Origin of the sequence: Thalassospira sp. HJ (genome assembly GCF_000948415.1) — a bacterium.
Lineage (GTDB): Bacteria > Pseudomonadota > Alphaproteobacteria > Rhodospirillales > Thalassospiraceae > Thalassospira.
In genome coordinates, this window is the sequence record NZ_JYII01000007.1 from 18,144 (window position 1) to 41,297 (window position 23,154).

The 23,154-nt window shown below is 54.3% G+C and carries 18 protein-coding genes; 8 read left to right on the forward strand and 10 right to left on the reverse strand.

Going from position 1 to position 23,154, the window contains the following annotated elements; genetic code table 11:
* The first annotated feature begins 239 nt into the window (after nucleotides 1-239).
* Nucleotides 240-1,460 carry a PLP-dependent aminotransferase family protein gene (locus UF64_RS04055; protein WP_044827358.1) on the forward strand — a complete coding sequence of 407 codons (1,221 nt, stop codon included), beginning with the start codon at nucleotides 240-242 and terminating at the stop codon, nucleotides 1,458-1,460.
* Nucleotides 1,461-1,579: 119 nt separating this feature from the next.
* Here UF64_RS04055 and UF64_RS20115 read toward each other — a convergent pair whose 3' ends face one another.
* The 4 genes from UF64_RS20115 to UF64_RS04070 form a co-directional block, all read right to left on the reverse strand.
* Nucleotides 1,580-1,702 carry a DUF2474 family protein gene (locus tag UF64_RS20115; protein ID WP_114129884.1) on the reverse strand — a complete coding sequence of 41 codons (123 nt, stop codon included), beginning with the start codon at nucleotides 1,700-1,702 and terminating at the stop codon, nucleotides 1,580-1,582.
* Complete coding sequence (gene cydB, locus UF64_RS04060; protein ID WP_044827359.1) at nucleotides 1,702-2,700, reverse strand: cytochrome d ubiquinol oxidase subunit II; 999 nt, start codon at nucleotides 2,698-2,700, stop codon at nucleotides 1,702-1,704. The genes UF64_RS20115 and cydB overlap by 1 nt, the downstream gene beginning before the upstream one ends.
* A complete protein-coding gene (locus UF64_RS04065; RefSeq protein WP_044827360.1) occupies nucleotides 2,697-4,085 on the reverse strand; it encodes a cytochrome ubiquinol oxidase subunit I in 1,389 nt (462 codons plus the stop codon). Before UF64_RS04065 ends, cydB begins: the two co-directional genes overlap by 4 nt.
* A gap of 206 nt (nucleotides 4,086-4,291) precedes the next feature.
* Entirely contained in the window at nucleotides 4,292-5,185 is an 894-nt protein-coding gene (locus UF64_RS04070; RefSeq protein ID WP_044827508.1) for a LysR substrate-binding domain-containing protein, read from the reverse strand.
* A 238-nt stretch (nucleotides 5,186-5,423) separates the two neighbouring features.
* On the opposite strand from UF64_RS04070, the gene UF64_RS04075 reads away from it, so the two are divergent.
* The gene (locus UF64_RS04075) at nucleotides 5,424-6,428 is read left to right on the forward strand and encodes a YeiH family protein (RefSeq protein WP_044827361.1); all 1,005 of its coding nucleotides are present in this window, start codon (nucleotides 5,424-5,426) and stop codon (nucleotides 6,426-6,428) included.
* A 279-nt stretch (nucleotides 6,429-6,707) separates the two neighbouring features.
* On the opposite strand, the gene UF64_RS04080 is transcribed toward UF64_RS04075, so the two are convergent.
* From UF64_RS04080 to UF64_RS04090, 3 genes are all read right to left on the reverse strand, one after another.
* Nucleotides 6,708-8,567, reverse strand: a complete 1,860-nt coding sequence (locus UF64_RS04080; protein ID WP_044827362.1) for a hypothetical protein — start codon at nucleotides 8,565-8,567, stop codon at nucleotides 6,708-6,710.
* Between the two features lie 263 nt (nucleotides 8,568-8,830).
* Nucleotides 8,831-9,232: a DUF779 domain-containing protein gene (locus UF64_RS04085; protein ID WP_044827363.1), complete on the reverse strand. Its 402-nt coding sequence runs from the start codon at nucleotides 9,230-9,232 to the stop codon at nucleotides 8,831-8,833.
* 73 nt (nucleotides 9,233-9,305) lie between these two features.
* Entirely contained in the window at nucleotides 9,306-10,826 is a 1,521-nt protein-coding gene (locus UF64_RS04090; protein WP_044827364.1) for an aldehyde dehydrogenase family protein, read from the reverse strand.
* Nucleotides 10,827-11,190: 364 nt separating this feature from the next.
* On the opposite strand from UF64_RS04090, the gene UF64_RS04095 reads away from it, so the two are divergent.
* The 3 genes from UF64_RS04095 (at nucleotide 11,191) to glpD (ending at nucleotide 16,929) form a co-directional block, all read left to right on the forward strand.
* Complete coding sequence (locus UF64_RS04095; RefSeq protein WP_044827365.1) at nucleotides 11,191-13,095, forward strand: sigma-54-dependent Fis family transcriptional regulator; 1,905 nt, start codon at nucleotides 11,191-11,193, stop codon at nucleotides 13,093-13,095.
* 93 nt (nucleotides 13,096-13,188) lie between these two features.
* Nucleotides 13,189-15,123, forward strand: coding sequence for an asparagine synthase (glutamine-hydrolyzing) (asnB, locus tag UF64_RS04100; protein ID WP_044827366.1), 1,935 nt, complete (start codon nucleotides 13,189-13,191; stop codon nucleotides 15,121-15,123).
* A gap of 261 nt (nucleotides 15,124-15,384) precedes the next feature.
* On the forward strand, nucleotides 15,385-16,929 hold the full coding sequence (glpD, locus tag UF64_RS04105; RefSeq protein ID WP_044827367.1) for a glycerol-3-phosphate dehydrogenase: 1,545 nt from the start codon (nucleotides 15,385-15,387) through the stop codon (nucleotides 16,927-16,929).
* 22 nt (nucleotides 16,930-16,951) lie between these two features.
* On the opposite strand, the gene UF64_RS04110 is transcribed toward glpD, so the two are convergent.
* Nucleotides 16,952-17,221 (reverse strand): TfoX/Sxy family DNA transformation protein, encoded by a 270-nt coding sequence (locus tag UF64_RS04110; RefSeq protein ID WP_044827368.1) that lies wholly within the window; start codon nucleotides 17,219-17,221, stop codon nucleotides 16,952-16,954.
* Between the two features lie 76 nt (nucleotides 17,222-17,297).
* Between UF64_RS04110 and UF64_RS04115 the strand changes: the two genes are divergently transcribed.
* Nucleotides 17,298-19,085, forward strand: coding sequence for a Na/Pi cotransporter family protein (locus tag UF64_RS04115; protein WP_044827369.1), 1,788 nt, complete (start codon nucleotides 17,298-17,300; stop codon nucleotides 19,083-19,085).
* Between the two features lie 12 nt (nucleotides 19,086-19,097).
* On the opposite strand, the gene UF64_RS04120 is transcribed toward UF64_RS04115, so the two are convergent.
* Together UF64_RS04120 and UF64_RS04130 are read right to left on the reverse strand one after the other, a co-directional pair.
* A complete protein-coding gene (locus UF64_RS04120; RefSeq protein ID WP_044827370.1) occupies nucleotides 19,098-19,550 on the reverse strand; it encodes a GNAT family acetyltransferase in 453 nt (150 codons plus the stop codon).
* A gap of 213 nt (nucleotides 19,551-19,763) precedes the next feature.
* On the reverse strand, nucleotides 19,764-20,441 hold the full coding sequence (locus UF64_RS04130; RefSeq protein ID WP_044827509.1) for a hypothetical protein: 678 nt from the start codon (nucleotides 20,439-20,441) through the stop codon (nucleotides 19,764-19,766).
* Between the two features lie 209 nt (nucleotides 20,442-20,650).
* Between UF64_RS04130 and UF64_RS04135 the strand changes: the two genes are divergently transcribed.
* Both UF64_RS04135 and UF64_RS04140 read left to right on the forward strand, forming a co-directional pair.
* Complete coding sequence (locus UF64_RS04135) at nucleotides 20,651-21,376, forward strand: response regulator (protein ID WP_044827372.1); 726 nt, start codon at nucleotides 20,651-20,653, stop codon at nucleotides 21,374-21,376.
* Nucleotides 21,373-22,944, forward strand: a complete 1,572-nt coding sequence (locus UF64_RS04140) for an ATP-binding protein (protein ID WP_044827373.1) — start codon at nucleotides 21,373-21,375, stop codon at nucleotides 22,942-22,944. The genes UF64_RS04135 and UF64_RS04140 overlap by 4 nt, the downstream gene beginning before the upstream one ends.
* Nucleotides 22,945-23,154: the final 210 nt, after the last annotated feature.

Below are 23,154 nucleotides of genomic sequence, written 5' to 3' on the forward strand. Positions count from 1 at the left end.
CGTAAAAAAATTGCGTATCGGAACAGCGGTGGAAGCTTTTCTTCTGCCGCTGTTCTGCCATGCGCAAACATCAGTGGTTGCTACTTTTGGCTTTATTTCGCATTCCGGAATTATGCTTGATTGGCGAATTTCAAGTAATTTTATTTCAATTTTGATGTTGGTATTGAAAAGAACTTGATTTTAAGGGGCGGGAGGCCCCATTTAAAGGACATAAATACTGACCTAATTGGAAGTTTGAAATGTCTGTAAGCTGGAATGATCTGATTGCGCATGATGCGCGGGTGCTGGTGGCCTCTGAAATTCGTGATCTTTTGAAAGTGGCCGAGCGCCCGGAAGTGATTTCCTTTGCCGGTGGTGTGCCCGACCCTGATCTGTTTCCGGTCGAGACTTTCAGCGAGATCTATGGTGCGATGATGCAGGACGGCGCACAGGCGCGCCGCAGCCTGCAATATTCCGTCAGTGAAGGTCTGCCAGCCTTGCGTCAGTGGATTGTTGATGATCTGGCTGACCAGGGGGCAACGCGCACCATTGATAATGTCCTGATCACCAATGGCGCGCAGCAGGGACTTGATATCCTGGCGCGCTTGTTGCTTGAAGAAGGCCGCGATCTGATCGTTGAAAAGCCAAGCTACCTTGGCGCGATGCAGGCCTTTTCGACCCGGTTGCCGAATTACGTCGGTGTCGATGCCGAGGACGAAGGTCCGGTATTAAGTCAGCTGGAAGATGCCTTTGCCAAGGGCGCGCGGGTTGCCTATGTCGCCCCGGATTTCCAGAACCCGACCGGTCGGTCCTGGTCCGTTGCGCGCCGCAAGGCCGTACTGGAACTGGCACGTCGTTATGGTGCGGTGCTGCTTGAAGATGCGGCCTATAGCAAGCTTTCCTATGAGGGCGGAGAAAGCCTTCCATCCTTGCTCAGTCTAGATGAGGAGGGCCGTGATCCAGCGTCAGGCAATGTCATTCAGCTTGGCACGTTTTCCAAAACGCTGGCCCCGGCACTTCGTATCGGTTGGGTCTGTGCGCCGCGTCCGGTGATCGACAAGCTGGTTTTGATGATGCAGGCCGGAAACCTGCATGTTTCCACGGTCAATCAGGAAGCCGCACTTCGGGCTGCCAAGCAACTGTTCCCGGATCATCTTGAAAAACTGCGGGCGTCCTATCGCACCAAGCGCGACGTCATGTTGCAAACCCTGGCAGATACGATGCCCGATGATGTGTCATGGACGAAGACCGAGGGTGGTATGTTTGTCTGGCTGACCTTGCCGGAACATATCAATGCCCGTCAGTTGCTTGAAGAAGCGCTTGAGGATGTGCATGTCGCGTTCGTGCCCGGTCAAGCCTTCTTTACCGATGGCAGTGGCAAGAACACCGCGCGGCTTAGCTTCTCCGCCGAGAAGGTCGATCGGATCAAGGACGGCATCACGCGTCTGGCCGATCTGATCAAGCGCAAGGACAATCAGTAAGCAAAAAAGAACCCGGCAGCGGGCGGGGATTGCTGCCGGGAGGAGGGCCTGCTGCTTCTGGGGATTAGCGCAGCAGGTCACGGGAGTTTGCGTGTATCAGGTGTGTGATGGTGTCATTGTCATGCCTGTCCCATCAGGGCGCGCAGCAACAAGGATGCTGCGCCAAGCACGACAACGCCGCCGACATAAAGGCCAACAAACCACAGCCATTTGCGGGCCTTTGTTGACTTGATATTGGCCATCAGTGATACCCCTCATCCCCGGTTTTGCCGCGGAATACCCAATAGGCATAGGCGGTGTAGGCCAGAATGATCGGCAGCAGCACCACAGCGCCCACCAGCATGAAGGCAAGGCTGTTTTCCGGTGCGGCTGCATCGCGGAAGGTGATCATCGGCGGCACGATATTGGGATAAAGCGTGATCCCGAAGCCGAGATAGCACAGGAAGAAAATGCCAAGCGTGATGCCAAAAACGGTCTTTTCACGCTTCTTGACCGCATGCCATAGCCAATACAGTAAACCAACCGTCACAATCGGGATCGGGGCGAGATACAGCATGTTTGGCAGTTCAAACCAGCGCTGGGCATATGCCGGATTGACGTAGGTCGTCATCAAAGACACCACGCCAAGATTTGCCGCCATCCAGATCACAGCCGGTTTGGCGAGGCGGCGCAGATTTCCCTGAAAATCGCCTTCCATCTTCATGATCAGCCAGCCGGTGCCAAGCAGGCCATAGCCCACCACAACCGCGGTGGCGCAGAAGACCGAAAACGGGCTCAGCCAATCAAACGCACCGCCAACGAAACGTCCGTTTTCAACGGCAATGCCTTCGATAAAGCCACCCAGCATCGCACCCTGCATGGCCGCAGCAATGATCGATCCGGCTGAAAAGGCAAAGTCCCAGTGTTTCTGATGGTTCTTGCTTTTAAACCGGAATTCGAATGCCACGCCCCGGAACACAAGGGCGAGTAACATGGTAAAGACCGGAATATAAAACGCCGTCATCAGCAACGAATAGGCCAGCGGGAAGGCGGCATAAAGGCCACCCCCGCCAAGGATCAGCCAGGTTTCATTACCATCCCAAACAGGTGCCACGGTGTTCATCATCCGCCCGCGTTTTGCAGGGTCCTTGATGAACGGGAACAGGATACCGACGCCAAGGTCAAAGCCATCAAGCGTGACATAGGAAAAGACGGCAACCGCGATCAGCAGAACCCAGATCAGTTGATAGTCCATGATCATTCTCCTGCGACTGGGGGATGGGCTGCGGTGGACTGACGGCCACCCGCACGCATGATTTCACTGTCTTCGGGCACATGGGCCGAACGCGGGTCCTTGACCATGGCGCGCAGGATATAGGCCGTGCCGACCCCGAACACGATGGCATAGACCAGCACAAAGGCGATCAGCGATCCGGCAATGGCCGTCGGAACGACCGGCGATCCGGCTTCTGACGTCCGCATCATGCCATAAACTACCCAGGGCTGACGCCCGACTTCGGTGGTAAACCAGCCTGCCAGAATGGCGATAAAGCCGCTGGGACCCATCAAAAGCGCAAAGCGATGCAAATAGCCGCAGCTATAAAGCTTCTTGCGCAGTCGTGCGATGACACTGGCAATACCCAGAAGCGCCATCAAAAGACCCAGCCCGACCATGATGCGGAAGGTCCAGAACACAATCGGCGCATTCGGGCGATCTTCGGGGGCGAAGTCCTTCAAGCCCGTGATCTTGCCATCCCATTCATGGGTCAGGATCAGGGATCCCAGCTTGGGGATTTCGACCGCGTATTTGGTTTCCTCTTCTTCCATGTCGGGCATGCCAAACAGGATCAGGGGCGCACCTTCGCGGGTTTCAAAATGCCCTTCCATCGCGGCCACTTTGGCCGGCTGATGTTCAAGGGTATTAAGACCATGCAAGTCACCGGCAAAAATCTGGATCGGGCCAAGGATGGCAGCCATCCACATTGCCATGGAAAACATGATTTTCGCGGCACGGTTCTCACGATCGCGGATCAAGTGCCATGCGCCAACCGCACCAACCACAAGGGCGGTGGTGAGGTAAGCCGCCAGCACCATATGCACCAGACGATAGGGGAAGCTTGGATTGAAGATTGCATCGATCCAGCTTGAAACAACCGCCCGGCCATTCTCAATGACATAGCCGTCCGGTGTCTGCATCCAGCTGTTGGCCGACAAGATCCAGAAGGCCGAGAAAAGCGTTCCGATCGCAACCATGGTGGTGGCGGTAAAGTGCAGCTTCGGTCCGACGCGGTTCAAACCAAACAGCATGATGCCAAGGAAACCGGCCTCAAGGAAGAAGGCGCTCAGCACCTCGTAAGCCAGAAGCGGGCCGATCACACCGCCGGTAAATTCGGAAAACGGTCCCCAGTTCGTGCCGAACTGATAGGACATCACAATCCCGGATACCACGCCCATGCCAAAGGCAAGGGCAAAGATTTTCATCCAGAATTTGTATAGCGAAAGATAGGTCTGATCCTTGGTGCGCAGCCAGAGGGCTTCCAGCACAAACAGGAAGCTGGCCAGTCCGATGGTGAAAGACGGGAAGATAATGTGGAACGAGACGGTAAAGGCAAACTGTATGCGCGCCAATAATTCTGCATCAAGCATTGGCAGGGTCCTCTAAGGTGGCAAAGCCTCGGGACAACTCTGCATCTTCCGCGATCGGAAGTGCCCTTTGACGGATGCATGTGTCTGTTTTGGGTGGCGCATGCACAGGTTGCCCTGTCAGAAAGACCATTAGAACCGACCCAAAAATGCTGCATTGCGAATGCGCAATTTACATTTGGAATATTTTTAAATTCGATTGTAGCGATCTAATCCCGTGCGCCTGAAAGACAGAGTTTCTCAAGTGCCAGCGAACTTTGCGTTTGCTGGCGTTCCTTGTGGCGGAGCACCATGAATTTGCGCGGCGGGATCGGGAAGTTTGCGCGTGCAAGGCGGCCTTGGGCGATCAGAGAGCTGACCGCGAACTGCGAAACAGCGGTGGCGGCGATGCCGTTTTCAACTGCGGTAATGACCGCCTCGTTGCTTGGCAGGATGAGGGCGGTACGCAGGCGTGCGGGGTCGACGCCGTGATCGCGAAGCGCGGTTTCGAATTCCGATCTGGTGCCCGACCCGGCTTCGCGCAAGATCCAGTTGGTCTGGGTAACAAGCGCCTGCGGGGTCAGGGTTCTGCCATTGGCCCAGGGGTGTTTGGGGGAGACGACAATCACCAATGCGTCTTCGGCAACTTCGCGCTTGGCAAGGGCGGGTTCATCAATATCACCCTCGATAAAGCCGATATCGGCGGCCCCGCCGCGCACGGCATCAGATACGGTTTTGGTGTTGCCAATTGTCAGGCGGATTTCAATGCCGGGATACTGGTCATGGAATTTCATCAGGAATGGCGGCAGCCAGTAACTGGCAATCGTCTGACTGGCATAGACATTAAGTTCGCCGCGCTGCATGCCGCCGAGTTCGGCGAGCGTCAGTTCAGCCGCGCGTGCACGCGCCAGCGTTGATTTGGCTTCATCGAGGAACATGCGTCCGGTCTGGGTCAACTCAATACGGCGTCCAACCCGGTTAAACAGTGCCACGCCATAAAAACCTTCAAGGTTCTTGATGGCAGAACTGACCGCCGATGGCGTAAGCCCAATCGCCTCGGCCGCGCGGGTCAGATGTTCGCGTTCGGCAACCGCGACAAAGATCTGAAGCTGTTCGAGTGTCATCATGGTGACGGCATATTCCAATCTGCTTTGACGTCTTTCCCGCGTAGGCGGGAAACTCTTGAATGTGCGGTTCCAGATTCCGGCTCGGCGCAATGCGCCGTCCGGAATGACGGAGGGTTGTCCTGATAAGCTACACATATTTCATTCGATTAAATCGAATGAAATATGAATTTTTATTCGATGGAAGTAAATGGTTGAGCGTGAGATTTTCTGACTGTGATCGAAACACAGGAAAATCATGTTTTTTACCACCCGCATCAAACCGATCCTGCCCGGGCTTGCCGTGACCCTTCTGGTCGCACTCGCCGCCAAGCTGGCCGAACATGCCGAGCGTGTTCTGTTCGGGCGTGGCTGGGTGGAAAGTCTGGTCTTTGCCATTCTGATCGGGGTGGTGGTGCGATCCGTGTTTGGTCTGGCCCCACGCTATTTTGCCGGGATCCGGTTTTGCGCCAAGACCGTGCTTGAAATCGCCATTGTGTTGCTGGGCGCATCCATCAGTGCGCAGGCCATCGGATCGGCCGGCGGTGGGCTGGTCGCATCGATCATTGTGGTCGTCTGTATCAGCCTGTTTGTCAGCTACCATATCGGTCGTGCGCTTGGTCTTTCAAACCATCTTTCGATGCTGGTCGCGTGCGGCAATTCGATCTGTGGCAATTCGGCGATTGCGGCAACCGCACCGGTGATTGAGGCGCAATCGGATGATGTCGCCGCCTCGATTTCCTTTACGGCAGTTCTCGGTGTGCTGTTTGTCTTTGTCCTGCCGATGCTCCATGCCGGGCTTGGATTGTCGGCAACCCAATACGGGATCTTTTCGGGCCTTACCGTCTATGCCGTGCCGCAGGTTCTGGCGGCAACCGCACCGGCCGGGACCCTTGCGGTGCAGGTTGGCACTTTGGTCAAGCTGATCCGGGTTTTAATGCTGGGTCCGGTGATCTTTTCCTTGGCGCTGATTGGCGGTCGGGCGCGTGAAACCAGGCTTCCGATTGCGCAGGTTGTGCCATGGTTCATCATCGGCTTTATCGCCATGATGGGGGCCTGTTCGCTTGATCTGATCCCGGATGTTGCCCGCACACCGATCAAGACCACCTCGTCCTTCCTGACCATCCTTGCCATGGCGGCCCTTGGGTTGAGTGTCGATATCCGCAATATCTTGCATGTCGGCTGTCGGGTGGTGGTGGCAGCCCTTTTGTCGTTAGTGTTTTTATGTTTATTAAGCTCGGTCGTTTTGGGAATTGTAAACTGACGGTCAGGTCGAGTTTGGAAGTAAAAAAAAAGGGGAAGCGAACTTCCCCTTTTTTTTAGGTGTTTTTTTATAGCGATGTAACGATCAACTCATTCGCAATGAATGTCGCCGCCGTTCGGTTTCCGATTGATCAAAGTCATACTCCCTTGGTTGATGGTCGATGCGTAACAGTATTTGCCACTATTTTGAAAAACACTATCACACTTGTTGATGACGAAATTCTAGATGGAAATGTGTTAAATTTTAAGGTGCATTTTTCGAGGATACGATTCTCGCAAGCTAACCACTTAATTTTGCCGAGCTAATTACGTCGTCGACAATTGAGTGGGTGTCGCTTGGTAGAAAGCGTTTCACGTTCAATAGGGATACTCGTTGCCCATATGCGTTCCTCTGAGCGATCATAATTAGCGAATCTACCAGTTGATCATGTTTTAGTATCGCTTTGATTTCCTCTCCCAGTAGCTGGTATGCTTTCCATAACGTGTCAAGAGAATAGATGGCTGTGTGTGTGTGTGTTTCTAGAAGGCTATCTAGATTGGTGCAAATTTTAAGAAGCTCTTGCTTGTCGGCCTTCTTTTGTGAATTTGACGCCTGTATTTTTCTCATCAAGAAATAAACGTGATTGTTCAGCGCTTTTCTGCGTTCGCCAGCATCTAGCCCAAGTTCCTCAGCTCGGTTGTAGGCTAGTTGACTTAACCTAATGGCTTCGTCGATAGAATGAAAATCTGTCGTCTTACCTGTGGTGTCACGTTCGAAAATTAGCCAATTCGTGTAGCCGATATTTCGCGGGACTGCTGCGTGTATCCAGTCACGTGAGCCTACTGTGCTGTCTCTAGAAATTCGCTGAGCAGCTTGTTGGAGCCAAGCAAGTGACTCCTCGAGATTGTCATTGTTTCTCTCTAGAAGGCCACAACGGTAAGCGGCGAGAGTATCATCTCTAAATTGCTCAGCAACTTGCCGGTAAATAGTGATAGCTTGGTTTATTTCTTCGATGCTATCCGGGTCGTGACAGAAGGCTATTTCCATGTTTATGTGATATTCTACATCTCGGTCATCTTCTGTCTGCCGGTTTAGCTGGTCTGTAGTAAGTTTAGACTTCACTTTTTCTAGTAGCGCACGAGTTTCACGCATTTTGCTGCGATGTTCTGCTGGGCTGGTCTCATTGATTGCCGAATCACGTAACTCATAGACTTCTCGCAGTAGGCTATGATGCTCAGAAGGTAATACATCAAATAAAATCGGTAAGGTTTCGTCCGCTGAATCAATTGACTTATTCGCATCTTCGTCAGCGAACTTTGCTGCATCAATTGCGTTTCGTTTAATGAGGCTTGCGTGCTGTGAGCAACCATCCGCGAATGCTTTTAATGCGTTAAGGTGCGGTCGCCATTGCGCTACGAAGCGGTTCTCCTCTCCTTCTTCTTCGCGGCGCGCTATATACCTTAATGAATGATCAATCTCTCCCCAAGCCTCCTCGAATATATCGCGAATTTGTATTTCAAATGCGATATCCTTGGGTTTGGTGCGTGAGGAGTTTCCTGTGCCAGAGTTAGACTCAACGTATGCTACAATGTGTATAGACGAGTACCCGCTTTTTTTATTCTCTGGCCCTTCTGTCTCAACTTCGTATGCGCCATTTTCAAATGTTAAATTCGCATTGTTTATAATGGATTGAACTTTTACGTGAACTGAGTTTTCTTCATCTTTAGGGCGGTTTGTGTATATTTTTGCCTCAAAAATTCTTCCTTTTCTAATAGGGTTTTCTTCGTGTTTGTGGTTAATAATATCAATTAAATCTTTTACAACTTGTACTATGTCGGATTGAAATATAGTTACTATTCTAATTCCAAATCCATCTGTCATGTGATGTATTTCATATCTCCAGTTGTCAGATCCTTTTTGAGCTCCTTTCCTTTTTCTTTTAACTTTTGAAATTATTCCCTCAGTTGATTTTGTTCTGCTCTTTAATGCATAGATATAACTCTTCTCTGAGAACCGAATTTTTCTCAAGTAGGTCATTACTTGGTCTTCGATATCCAAGCATGCCTCATGCAGAGCTGACGCTTTTGGGCGTAGTTCGTTGTCAGGAGTACGATGAGTTTTTCCCCGTGAGGTAGCGTTTTTGACGTTATCAGGTGTCATGTGTTTCGCCTTTTTCTATATTAGGTGCGCGTAGTAAATCATAGGTTGTTTTTTTTTGTCAAAATTTACTTTTTGGTGTAAAAAAAGCCCGCTGCCAGAATGGGGGTGGCGGCGGGCCAGGAGGAAGAAGCTTCGCATTTTTGGGGATGTGACAGCCTCTTCTGGCGTTTCGTTGGGGGGATAAACACCGTGGGAGGCGGTGCAGGTAAACGAAACGCCGCAGGAAGGGAAAGTTCCTGTCGTCCTTTGGTTGTTGTTATTTCCTAGGCTTCGATCGGGTTTGTCTCTTCGAACGATTTCAAGGCCTTCCATTCATCGTCACTAAAGATGCGCGATCGGGTCAGGAAGCGTTTGCCTTCCGGCCCTTCAAGCGAAAACATGCCGCCGCGCCCGTCGACCACATCAATGATCAACTGGGTGTGACGCCAATATTCGAACTGCGCGCGCCCGATATAGAACGGGCTGCCTTCGATCTCACCCAGCAGCACATCCTGATCGCCGGTTTTGAATTCCCCATCGGGAAAGCACATCGGCGCGCTGCCATCGCAACAGCCCCCGGACTGATGAAACATCACCGGCCCGTGGATATCCTTGAGCTTCCTGATCAGTTGGGTTGCGGCATCCGTCGCAATTACCCTGTCAGGTACGGTATCTGATCCGGTCAATGTCACCTCCTTCTTTGCAAAAGGCGACCGGACGCAAGGTGGTGCCTCGCGTCCGGGTGTGAAGTGGGTCGGATCAGAAGAAGCCCATCGGTTTCGGATCGTAGGAAACCAGAAGGTTCTTGGTCTGCTGATAGTGGTTCATCATCATCTTGTGGTTTTCACGACCGATGCCCGATTGCTTGTAGCCGCCAAAGGCCGCGTGCGCCGGATAAAGGTGATAGCAGTTGGTCCACACACGACCGGCCTTGATGTCACGGCCGAAGCGGTATGAACGGTTGGCATCACGGGTCCAGACACCAGCGCCAAGGCCATACAGCGTGTCATTGGCGATATGAAGGGCTTCGGCCTCATCCTTGAAGGTGGTCGCCGACACAACCGGGCCAAAGATTTCCTCCTGGAAGATCCGCATGCGGTTGTGACCCTTGAAGATGGTCGGCTGGATATAGAACCCACCAGAAAGATCACCGCCCAGATCGGCCTTGTCACCGCCACAGAGGACTTCGGCACCTTCCTGTTTGCCGATATCCAGATAGGACATGATTTTTTCCATCTGCTCGTTTGATACCTGCGCACCCATCATGGTGTCGGTATCAAGCGGGTTACCCTGTTTGATGCTGGCAACACGCGACAGAACGCTGTCCATGAACTTGTCATAGATGCTTTCCTGAATGATCGCCCGCGACGGGCAAGTGCAAACTTCCCCTTGGTTAAGGGCAAACATTGCCATGCCTTCTGCGGCTTTCTGACGGAAATCATCATCAGACGCCATGATGTCTTCAAAGAATACGTTTGGCGATTTTCCGCCAAGCTCAAGGGTTACGGGAATGATGTTTTCCGATGCATATTGCATGATCAGACGACCGGTGGTGGTTTCACCGGTAAAGGCGACTTTGGCCACACGGTTGCTTTGTGCCAGCGGTTTTCCGGCTTCAACGCCGAAGCCCTGAACAACGTTCAAGACGCCTGCCGGGATCAGATCGGAAACCAGTTCCAGAAGAACGCAGATCGATGCCGGGGTCTGTTCGGCCGGTTTCAGGACAACGCAGTTACCAGCAGCCAGTGCCGGGGCCAGTTTCCAGGCCGCCATCAGGATCGGGAAGTTCCACGGAATGATCTGACCGACCACGCCAAGCGGTTCGTGGAAGTGATAGGCGACTGTGTTGTCATCAATCTCGCCAAGCGATCCTTCCTGGGCGCGAATAGCACCGGCGAAATAGCGGAAATGGTCAATGGCAAGTGGAATATCAGCGGCAAGCGTTTCACGCACGGCCTTGCCGTTATCCCAGGCATCGGCGACGGCCAGCATTTCAAGATTGGCTTCCATACGATCAGCAATCTTGTTGAGCATGTTTGCGCGTTCTGTCGGAGATGTTTTACCCCAGGCCGGGAAGGCGGCATGGGCCGCATCCAGTGCCTTTTCGATGTCTTCGCTGCTGGAGCGCGGCATTTCACAGAATGGTTTGCCATTCACCGGCGAGACATTTTCAAAGTACTGACCCTTGGCAGGGGCGACCCATTCACCGCCGATGAAGTTCTCATAACGGCCTTTGAAACTGACCGGGCTGCCTGCGTCATTTGGATTCTTGTAGATCATTTGGGTTCCTCCGAGATAACGGACGATTTTCCGTCCGCGTTTTTGTTTGTGACGCCGCCTTACCCGCAAAGGTCATGCCACTTACGAATTTTCATGCCAGTTTCGCAAAAAGAACCCGTTTTCCAGATAGTTGAACCTTTCCAATTCAAAGCACCGTTTTGCGCCATTCGTGCCATTGGAACAGGGCGGATGGCACAAATTGTTCCAAAAATGGAACAGTCATGGTTTTGCCCGATTTTGCGCGCGAAACTGTTTGCTATGAACGCATTTAAGTGTGTTACGATTAACGCTGTGATCGGCTGTGGCAAAAGCCACGCACCGGAAAAATCCGGGCCAAAACACCGACACAAGGGAGATAGCGTCTATGTCAGGAAACCTTCCCGGCGGACGGATAGAAGCAGCCCTTCAGCTTAGCGGTGGGGCGCAAAATCGTGCGGTGCTTGAAAGCTGGCAACGGTGTGAAGAACGCTTTGGTCTGGCTCATGACACCTTGCGCCGTCCCGAAGTCATATCCGAAAGCCAAACCCGGCAATTGCGTGATCGCAACGGGCGGCTTTATCACCATGCCCATGATCTGGTGCGCACCCTTTATCGCAAGATCGATGCATCGGGCTATGCGGTCTTTCTGACCGATAATAGCGGCGTGATCCTTGATAGTGTTGCGGCCCAATCGCTTTTGCCATCGTTCCGTACCAACGGCCTGTTGCCAGGTGCCGTCTGGAGCGAGGAGCGCGAAGGCACCAACGGCATTGGTACCTGTATCGTTGAAGGCCGCGCAATCACCATCCACAAGGATGAACATTTCCTCGCCCAGCATTCGGTTCTGACCTGTACGGCGGCCCCGGTATTTGATCCCGATGGCAAGGTCTGCTCGGTCCTTGATGTGTCGGCCGTGCGCGAAGATATCAAACGCCCCGATTGCCTGCGCGTGCGTGGCATGGTGGCCGATTATGCCGATGCGCTGGAACGTATCCTGTTCTTTGATGAGCGTGCCGGTGATGTGATCTTGCATCTGCATCCTGATGCCCGCCATGTCGGATCGACCCGCGATGCGATGATTTCGATTGCACCCGATGGCACGATCAGCGGGGCGACCTCGACCGCGCGGCGTATTCTGGCTGCGGCCAACAATTCCACGGACATTTCGCAAATGTTTGAAATGGACGTCGAAAACCTTGTCGCCAAACTGGCCAGCCCGGACGGGCAGGGGGCATCGGCAACGCCGCTTAATATCGCGGGCGGCGGGGTTTTGTTTGGCAGCGTTACCATCCCTGAACGCATGCGCCGTCGCTATGTCGGGCGATCAACACCCACTGCACGCAAGGCGCCGTCACTGCCTGCGCGTCCGGTTGCCGACATCCCGGACAAGGATGCGGCCTTGCGGCGGATTTTTGAAATCGGCACGCGCCTGCATGCCAAGGATATCAATGTCCTGATGTCGGGCGAAACCGGCAGCGGCAAGGAATATCTCGCACGCCACATTCACGAAGCCACCCTTGGCAAATCCAAGGCTTTTGTGGCGATCAACTGTGCCGCCCTGCCGGAAGGCTTGATTGAAAACGAACTGTTTGGTCATGCTGGTGGGGCCTTTACCGGGGCGGCGCGCGATGGTTTTGGTGGCCGCATTCGCGAGGCCAATGGCGGCACGCTGTTTCTTGATGAAATTGGCGACATGCCGCTGGCCGCCCAGGGGCGGTTGTTGCGTGTCCTTGAAAGCCGAACGGTCGAACCGCTCGGCAGTACCAAGTCTGTACCGGTCGATTTCCGCCTGATCTGTGCCAGTAATGTCGATCTTAACCGCGCGGTGGCCGAGGGGAAATTCCGCGAAGATTTGCTTTATCGGATCAAGGGCGCGCGCCTTGCGGTACCACCCTTGCGCGAACGATCCGATCTTGCCGATCTGATCGGGCGGCTTCTGGCGGTTTTGTCGGACGACTATGTTCAGTGCGAAGACGATGTGCTTGCACTTTTGATCGCCCACGGCTGGCCGGGCAATGTGCGCGAACTGATCAATGTCTTGCAATATGCGGCCGTCTTTGCCGAAGACGGCGTGATTGAACGCCATCATTTGCCCGATGATTTTCATGCAGCGCCGACCGATGAGGAAACGCCAACCCCGCGTCAAACCATGGCGCGCGCCGAAGCCGATGCCCTGCGTCAGCTGCTGGAAGATCAGCAATGGCATATCAGCAACACCGCCAAGGCGCTTGGCATCGGGCGCAACACGCTTTATCGCCGCATGGCGCGGCTCGGGATCGAGCGGCGTTGAAAATCAGCAAATTCCGCTGATTTTGCGAATGTTTTCATTGTAGGGCGCACCGTTATTGTTTTAAGTAACGGCAGGGCTTTACAGGATATTTTCATGTGTGGAATTGCCGGTTTATGGCTGTCTGAACAGGCTGATGCTTCGGGCTTGGGCGATCGTGTATCGCGCATGAATGATGCGCTGTATCATCGCGGACCGGATGGCGGTGATGTCTGGGTTGATGATGAAAATGGCCTTGGCCTTGGGCAGCGCCGCCTTGCCATCATTGATCTTTCCGATGCCGGCAAGCAGCCTATGCATTCCGCCAATGACCGTTATGTCATGGTCTATAACGGCGAAATCTATAACGCCACGGAACTGCGTGAAAAACTTGCCAGTGCCAATATTTCCTGGCGCGGCCATTCCGATACCGAAGTCATCCTTGAATGCATTGCCCATTGGGGCCTGCGCGATACCATCAAGCGCCTGATTGGCATGTTTGCCATAGCGCTTTGGGATCGCCAGAAAAAGAAGCTTTTCCTTGTTCGTGACCGGCTTGGTATCAAGCCGCTTTATTGGTCGCGCTATGACGGACATATCGGTTTCGCGTCCGAGGTCAAAGGATTGCTCGCCAGTGACGTCATGTCGCGCGAGGTCAATCAGACCGGCCTTGATGCCTATTTGCGCTTTGGCTATGTGCCGTCCGGGCTTTCGATCTATGCCCATGCCAAGATGCTCAAGCCGGGTCATATCCTTGAGATTTCATCGCACGATCAGGCAACCGAAACCGCCTATTGGTCGGTCGAGGACGCGGTTCTCAATGGTCAGACCCACGCCTGGAGCGGCGATGATCAAAGCGCGATTGACGCACTAGAAGACTTGCTGCGTGATGCGGTTCAACGCCGCATGGTGGCCGATGTGCCCTTGGGTGCGTTCCTGTCCGGCGGGATTGATTCCTCAACCGTCGTTGCCCTGATGCAGTCGGTCTCCGACCGACCGGTCAAAACATTCTCGGTGGGTTTTGAGGACGAGGCCTTTAACGAGGCCGCCTTTGCCGGTGAAGTCGCCAAGCACCTCAAGACCGATCACACCGAACTTTACGTGACGCCAAAGGATGCGCTTGATCTGGTGCCGAAGCTTTCGGAAACCTATGACGAGCCGTTCTTTGATAGCTCCGCCATTCCGACCTATCTGATCTCTGCACTCACGCGCAAGCATGTCACGGTCGCCCTGTCAGGTGATGGCGGGGATGAGACATTTGGCGGTTATAACCGCTATTTGTGGGCCAAGCAGCTTAGCCGTGCGGCGGGTAGCATTCCCTTTGGCGGTGGTCTTGCCTCCCGCGCGCTGACCATGATCTCGCCCGAGAGCTGGGACAAGCTCATCAGACTGGTGCCAGGCAAGAAATCGACCAGTGCGATTGGCGATAAAATCCACAAGGCGGCACCGCTTTTGGCGATTGGTGATGATATCGACCGTTATCACGCGCTGATTTCGCTGTTTGACCCGGACAAGCTGCGCGGCGATCGGGGTGGCGCAAAGAAATTCCGCGTGCCGGGCGAGAAGTTCTGTCGCAACCGTCACCTGGATTACGTGTCCTCCATGCAGGCCATGGATACGATGATGTATATGGTCGATGATGTTCTGACCAAAGTGGACCGGGCATCGATGGCCAATTCGCTTGAAGTCCGCGTGCCTTTCATTGATCACCGCGTGATCGAATTTGGCTGGCGGTTGCCCGCACGGCTCAAGATGAATGGATCGGTGGGTAAATATGCCCTGCGCCAGATCCTGTATAAATATGTGCCGCGCGAGATGATCGACCGGCCAAAGACGGGCTTTGGCGTGCCGCTGGCGCAATGGCTGCGCGGGCCGCTCAATGAATGGATGGGCGACCATCTCGCCAATCAGGCGCTTTATACTGACTTCGGTCTGGATCGCCGCCAGATCGAAAAGCTTCGCAAAGAGCATATGTCGGGCAAGCGCAACTGGGGCCATCAGCTCTGGACCATTTCGATGCTCTCTGACTGGCAGAAGCGCTGGCTGGCCTGATCGCCTGTCGATATCGCCCGGACTTTCATCACATTTGATCTTTGATAACCCCGTCTGATGTTCAGGCGGGGTTTTTATTTTCGTTCACGAATGAATGGTTATTCTTGGCTGTTTTACGACATTTATAAGCAAATAAGATGATGCGCATGTGCGTTTCCCGCATGGCTGTGTCGAATAAATGTCACAATTCGAAACTTGAAAATTTTCGAAAATGAACTATTTTCATCATCAAAGAGTTTTCCTTCTGCGATGAGAGACCCCATGGCTGGCACTTTAAACTATGATCTGATCATTATCGGCGGCGGCATTAACGGTGCCGGGATCGCCCGCGATGCAGCGGGCCGGGGCCTGAAAATTCTGCTGTGTGAAAAGGATGATCTGGCCAGTGCGACCTCGTCGGCCAGCACCAAGCTGATCCATGGTGGCTTGCGCTATCTCGAACATTACGAGTTCCGTCTGGTGCGCGAAGCCCTGACCGAACGTGAAGTGCTGCTTGATAACGCGCCGCATATCATCTGGCCGCTGCGGTTTGTGCTGCCGCACAGAAAGGACCTGCGCCCGGCCTGGATGATCCGCCTGGGACTGTTCCTTTATGACCATCTTGGTGGCCGTAAAAAGCTTCCGGGGTCCGAGGGCATTTCATTTGCCAAACATGTCGCCGGTGCGCCGCTTCGCGATGACATGACCAAGGGCTTTGTCTATTCAGATTGCTGGGTGGATGATGCGCGCCTTGTTGTTTTGAACGCCATGGATGCCAAGGCCAAAGGGGCCGAGATTTTGACCCGTACCGAATGCGTTGGTGCAAAGCGCGCGGGCGACGTCTGGAACGTAACGCTGCGCGATCAGGAAAGCGGTGAAAACCGTGCGGTTTCCGGTCGCATGTTGATTAATGCCGCCGGGCCGTGGTGTGCCGATCTGATCAATCCGGAAAACGGTGTGGTCAAATCCGATACCAAGGCCAATATCCGACTGGTAAAGGGCAGTCACATCGTCGTGCCCAAGCTGTTTGACCACGATTTCTGTTATATTTTCCAGCACGGTGATGGGCGCATTGTCTTTGCTATTCCCTATCAGGGCGACTTTACCCTGATCGGCACCACGGATGTTGATTTCAAGGGCGATCCGGCCAAGGTCAAGATTGACCAGGGCGAGATTGATTACCTTTGCAAACTTGCCAGTGGTTATTTCAAAAAGCCGATCGCATCCCAAGATGTCGTCTGGACCTATTCCGGTGTGCGTCCGCTTTATGCCGGTGAAGGCGGCGAAGCAAATGCCTCCAAGGTTTCGCGTGATTACACCCTGAAACTCGAAGCCAATGGGCATAAGGCCCCGGCACTTCATGTGTTTGGCGGTAAAATCACCACCTATCGCAAGCTTGCCGAACATGCGCTTGAGATCATTTCAAAGGAACTGGGGGCGAAGGACACGCCCTGGACGGCCAATGCCGTACTGCCGGGTGGGGACTTCCCCAATGCCTCCTATGAGGCCGCCTTTGCCGATTATGCCGCGCGCTATGACTGGATGGATGCGATGATGCTCAAACGCCTGCTGCGCGCTTATGGCACGCGGATCGAACAGATCATTGGCGATGCCAAGGGCGTCGGTGATCTTGGCAAATGTTATGGCCACGACCTGTATGAAGCCGAGGTCCGCTATTTGATCGATAACGAATGGGTGCAGGGCATCAATGACCTGATCTGGCGTCGGTCCAAACTTGGCTTGCGTCTTACGGGTGATCAGGTTGCCGATCTTGGCGAACGTCTGGCACAGGAAAAGCACGATCCCAAATCGGTCGCAGCCGAATAGGCGACTTCATGCCCGCGAACTGTCAGGCTTGATCGCCAGATAGTTCGTGGCGAAGCGCATCAAGCAGAGCACGGAGTTCCTGCTTGCGGGTGGGCGTGATGTCGCGCCAGTCACGATCATGGATCGCGCCTTCAAGCGCATAGAGATAATTCAGGCTGATCTTCTTTTCGCTGCCAAAGCGAAACAGCAACCGGCGTGTTGTTTCTTCAATGCCGAGCGCGCGCAATTCATCGCGGTTTTCAATCCCGATTTCACTGATTTCACGCGATGATTTGGGCCCGATATTGCGCATGCTACTGCTTCCTTTCACTCCCTAAATTGCGCTATGGTCGGTTTGTTTTCAACTGATTACCTCGACCGGTTCGCTGATGCCTGCATTCCTCAAACCCATCTTTGCCAGTGCCGTTCTGCTTGTTCTGACCATTCCGGTGGCCCGGGCGGCAGACGACGTTGCCCCGCTTGAAACCTGGTCGATGCTGGTTGGTCTGGTCGGTGGGCTTGCCCTGTTTCTTTACGGGATGGATCATCTTGCCGGTGCGCTTAAAACCCTTGCCGGGGCACGGTTGCGCCGCGTTCTGTCGGGCATGACGCGCAATCGCATTTGGGCAGCAGTCTCCGGCGCGGTCATTACCGGATTGGTGCAGTCCTCAAGTGTTACGACCGTTCTGGTGGTTGGCTTTGTCTCGGCCGGGTTGATGCCCTTTGCCCAATCGATTGCGGTGATCATGGGCGCCAATATGGGCAGTACGCTCACCGCCCAGATCATTGCCTTTCGCGTTGATGCCATCGCCCCGCTTTTCATCGCCATCGGTTTTGCCATGACGATGCTGGCTGATCGCAAACGCTTTTCGCTGATTGGCAAGGCGGTGCTGGGCATGGGGATGCTGTTCTTTGGCATGGGCATGATGAGCGATGCCATGGAACCGCTTCGAACCTACGCCCCGTTCATCGATCTGATGAGCCAGATGAGCAATCCGTTTCTGGCCCTGCTGGTGGCGGCGGCCTTTACCGCGTTGGTGCAATCAAGTGCCGCGACCATGGGGATTGTCATTGTTCTGGCCGGGCAGGGGCTGGTTCCGCTTGAAAGCGGGATCGCGCTTATTTTCGGGGCAAATATCGGCACCTGTGTCACGGCGCTTCTGGTGACGATTGGCAAGAACCGCGATGCGCTTCGCACCGCCCTTGGTCATATCCTGTTTAACGTGGTCGGGGTTGTGATCTGGTTGCCATTTATTGATCAATTGGCGCGCTTGGTTGAAGTGATTACCACTGGCCGCACACCGGAAAGCACAGATGTCGCGCGCGAAATCGCCAATGCGCATACCATTTTCAACGTTGCCAATGTCATCCTGATGATCGGGTTTATCCCGTGGATCGCGCGCCTGATTGAAAAACTGGTCCCGGCCGAGGTCGATACCGAACCGCGCCTTAGTCCGGAACCGAAATACGTTATGCACGAATTGACCGTCGCCCCGGCAGCAGCCCTTAGTTTGCTGCGCAATGAAGTGGTGCATATGGGCGATGTGGTGATTGATGTTGTTCGTCGCGGGCGTGAAAACCTGCGCAACCCGACGCGGGCCAAGCTTGAGAAACTTGGCGAACTCGATGATGGGGTTGATAGCCTGCAGGACGCGATTGCGCTGTTTGCCGCAAAGCTGCCGCGTGCGGAACTGCTGCCAGGCGACGTTAACCGCATGCAGAATGAATTGGCGGTGAGTAACCATCTTGAGGCCGTTGGCGACCTGATCAGCGAGGAAATGGTCAAACTGGTGGGCGAATGGCTTGATATTCGCCACATGCCATCTGCCGAAAGCCGTCAGAAAATGGCGGAGCTATACGAGATCGCCGAGGACTGCCTGAAACAGTCCATGACCGCCTTCACGGCCGAGGATATCGAGGCCGCCAACCATGTGCTGGGGCGCAAGGCGGAATTTGCCGCCAAGCTTGAAGCGACATTGCGCAAGGTCAGCGATGAAATCGGTCCGCGTGATATCGATATTCGCCGCTACCGGATCGAGGTTGCGATGGTCGAACGCGTCAACCGCCTTTATGAGCGTGCGCGCCGGATTGCACATGCGACCACCGCAATTAAAAATCAGGAAGAACCAGCGCCTGATGAACAGAATGCGGCATCGACCATCGCCGATGCCATGTAACGTTTTAGCGGATTATCGATCCGCCGGCGGGGTGTCGATATCCTTTTGCATCACCGTGACATCGCAGGCGCGATAGCCCAGATGGCGATAGAAATCCTGTGTTGCATGGTTATCGGCACGCACCATCAACTGCATGCGCCAGACACCCTGATCACGCAGCCAGTTTTCCCCAACTTCCATCAAACGGCGACCTAGTCCCGATTTCTGCAGGCTTGGCGCAACAGCCATGTAATAGATCCAGCCGCGATGTCCGTCATGGCCAGCCATGATCGAACCAACAATGTTATCGCTGTTATCTTCCCAGACGAAAAGGGTGGCCTCGTCGCTTTCAAGCGCAAAACGCACATCCCATTCCGGCGGATTATACGGGCGATAAAGCCCGGTTTCCTGCCAAAGCGTTGTCAGGACGGGGATATCAGAAAGCTCGGCTGTTCTGGGGGCGGATTTCGGGGCGGGTGTTGTCATGGTGCTTCTTTCATGGGGCAATATTCAGAAGCGTGTAACAATGCGTCGATTGCGACGAGCCGTCAAACCCAATTGCGTGACAAAGTGGTGAAGTTAAACGCCAAAACGCAAAACGCCCCCAAGGGAGCCTTGGGGGCGCGGTGCGGGTCCGGGGTATCGGTTGGGATGGGGGAAGCCCCGGACCGGGGTGGGGATGTTAAAAGCGCAAACTGATCAGCTGACCGGGCGACCGGTGACGCTGCTCAGTTCCATTTCGCGGACGATGTCGCCCGCCTGATTGGTAACCGTGGCGGTATAAGTACCGCGCGGGGTTTCGCTCAGCTCGCCGAGTTTCAATTCACCATTGCCAAACCGGATCACCATGGCATTTGCCAGAAGGTTCATTTGTTCGGCAGTGTATTTGTTATCAAAGCGTTCAGCCTTGTCAGGACGCGGCATCAGTTTACGCATGTCGCGACGGTCTTCACGTTCCATACGGCCTGTTTTTGCGTCAAATTTGATGACTTCGACAACGCCACCTCCGGCATTGACCAGCAGGACGTCGATCTTGCCCGGTTCTTCGGCCATCAGTGCATCACCGGTTTTGAAATCCGGGGTTCCGGTTTTCAAAAGCATTGCATCAACCAGAATGCGGGCTTCTGCAGGAGTGAGGGGAACGGCGCGTTCGCGGGCTTCTTGTCCGAATTTTCCACCTTTGTGATGTTCACCAAGCTCACCACGTTCGCCGCGCTTATGTTCAAACTTTCCTTCGCAATTGTCGCCGCCGGACATCGCCCATTCAGGGTTGCCGCCACGGTCACCCGGCGATGCATAGGAAGCTGCAAACGGGGTGGCGATGATGGTGGTTGCGATCAGGGCCGCAGCAAGTTTCAGGGTGTTTTTGCGTTTCATGGTAACCTCATCAGGTTTGTGGGGGATCAGTTCGTTGAGGACGGTTATCACCTATGATTGTCGCGAAATGATCCCGACAAACCGCCAAATTGGTCGCAAGATTTGCCAAAACGGCTCTTTGCGACAATCTGATACAAATTGCCATTTCTGCCCGCGTGACCAACGCGTTAAGTTAGGCTGAGCCAAGACTTTTGATTTCAGGACCGCATATGAGCGACCAGCCCCACATTCTTGTTGTTGATGACCACCGCGATATCCGCGACCTGCTCGGCCGGTATCTGCGCCAGCATGAATATCGCGTCACATTGGCATCGGACGGGCGCGAGTTGCGCAAACTTATGAATGATGACATCGCACCGGATCTGATTGTGCTCGATCTGATGATGCCCGGTGAAGATGGGCTGAGCCTGTGTCGGTGGCTGCGGGAAAATTATGATGTGCCTGTTGTGATGTTGACCGCGCTCGGCGAGGAAACCGATCGCATCATCGGTCTTGAAATGGGGGCGGATGATTATCTGGCCAAACCGTTTAACCCGCGCGAATTGCTCGCCCGGATCAAGGCGGTGATGCGGCGTGCGCAAAGTCTTCCGGTCGGGCGCAAGGGACCGCTTCCGGGTGGGCAGGTGTATTTTGATCGCTGGGTTCTGGATCGCACCCGGCATGAATTGCGCGATGCCGATGATGTGGTCGTACCGCTTAGTGCTGGCGAATACGGTCTTCTTTGTGCCTTTGTCGAACATCCCAATATGGTGCTTAACCGCGATCAGCTGCTTGACCTTACGCGCGGGCGCGAAGCCGTACCGTTTGATCGCAGCATCGATAACCAGGTCAGTCGCCTGCGCAAAAAGATCGAAATCGATGCCAAGAATCCGGCCTTGATCAAGACCGTCTGGGGCGGGGGCTATATGTTTACTTGCGAGGTGGCTGAAAAATGACCAAGCGCCGCCTGATCAAACGCCTTTGGCCCCAAAGCCTGACCGCGCAGCTGGTTTGCCTGCTTTTGGGCGCGATCATCCTGACCCATATCGTGCTTGGCGTGATGCTGGCCGAGGAGCGCCGCGATGCTGTTACCTCGGAGCGCCGGGTCTATTCATTGATGCGTATCGCAGCAATCTCCCGAATTATGAGTACAACCCCCCGAGAAACCTGGCGCGATGTTTTGCGAGTGGCGCAGTCGCCGCAAAGTCGTTTGCGACTGGTTGATGTCACCGATGTTGCTATGGGCGAGGGGCGTGAAGCCGACGGCCTTTCCCGCCGTTTGAACGAGGCACTTTCAAGCAAAACCGGTGCAAGTGCCAGGGTGGAAATCCTGTCCGAAGATGAGTGCTGGGACGAGCGAAAATCTTTGCGCAGTGCCAAGCAAAGCCTGCTCGAAGAAATCTCTCCCGGCTCGGCAGGATGGGACGAAGATCATGACGATGATCGAGACAACAAGGACAAGGATGACGAGCACCACGGTCACAGGGACCGCGACGCACCGTGGTCCTTGCGCTATCTCGAACGGTTTGATTGCCATACGGCACCTGTGATGCGCCTTGCCGTACCGGTGATAACGGTCGGACCTGATGGCGAGCCGACGGGCAGCGAACCCGAGATATGGCTTGAGGCCATGATTGGCGGGGTAATGCCACCCCCGTGGTTCGTGCTCGATAGTTCCTTGCGTGTCTTGCTTTCAACACTGGTGATCGCAATCATTGCCTTCTTCCTTGCACGTCGTATTTCGCGGTCCTGGGATGTATTGACCCGTGCGGCCGATCGCGTCGGGCGCGGCGATTATCCCGAACCGGTGCCCGAAACCGGGCCGATTGAAATCAGACGGGCGACCAAGGCATTCAACCGCATGACCGCGCGCCTCAAACGCTTTGTCGAGGACCGCACACGCATGCTGGCCGCCATTTCCCATGATCTGCGCACGCCGATCACGTCGCTTCGTCTGCGTGCAGAGTTTGTCGATGATCCGGAAAACCGTGCGCGGATTATCGAGACACTCGATGAAATGGAACAGATGGTCGAAGCCGCGATGACCTTTGCGCGCGAAGAAACCGCCAATGAGGAAACCCGCAAGATCGATCTGACCGCCCTTGTTGAATCCGCGGTCGAGGATCTGGCAGAAACCGGTCGCCCGATCACATTCACCGGCGAAGTCGATACGCGCGTCTATCCGTGCCGGCCGCTTTCGATCAAGCGTGCCTTTGGCAATCTGGTATCCAATGCGCTGAACTTCGGCGATACGGTCGAAGTTGCGGTACGTGATGCCGATGATGACGGTCTGTGGATCGAAATTGCCGATGACGGGCCGGGCATCCCGATTGAGCAGCGCGAACAGGTATTTGAGCCGTTCTTCAGGATTGAAGAGTCACGCAATCGTGATACCGGGGGTGTTGGTCTGGGTATGGCCATTGCGCGTACTGCCGTCCGCGCCCATGGCGGGGAAATCTATCTTGATGAGTCGCGGAAAGGCGGGCTTCTGGCGCGTATTTACCTGCCACCGGCGCAGCCGTAATAAAGGTGTTTTGTGCCGGTCTGGACGGGGACGAAAACTCTCCTGACAAAGTGCGTCAGTTTTTTGACAGTTAGCACTTGCAATTTACGTGACCGGTGGTCATTTGTTGCGTGGAATTTCAAGAAATCAAAATCAACAATTGCTAAATTGTGATGCTGTTCTATTTAGGGTCTGGATTTGGACCCGCGGCGGTGCAACAATCAAGCATAG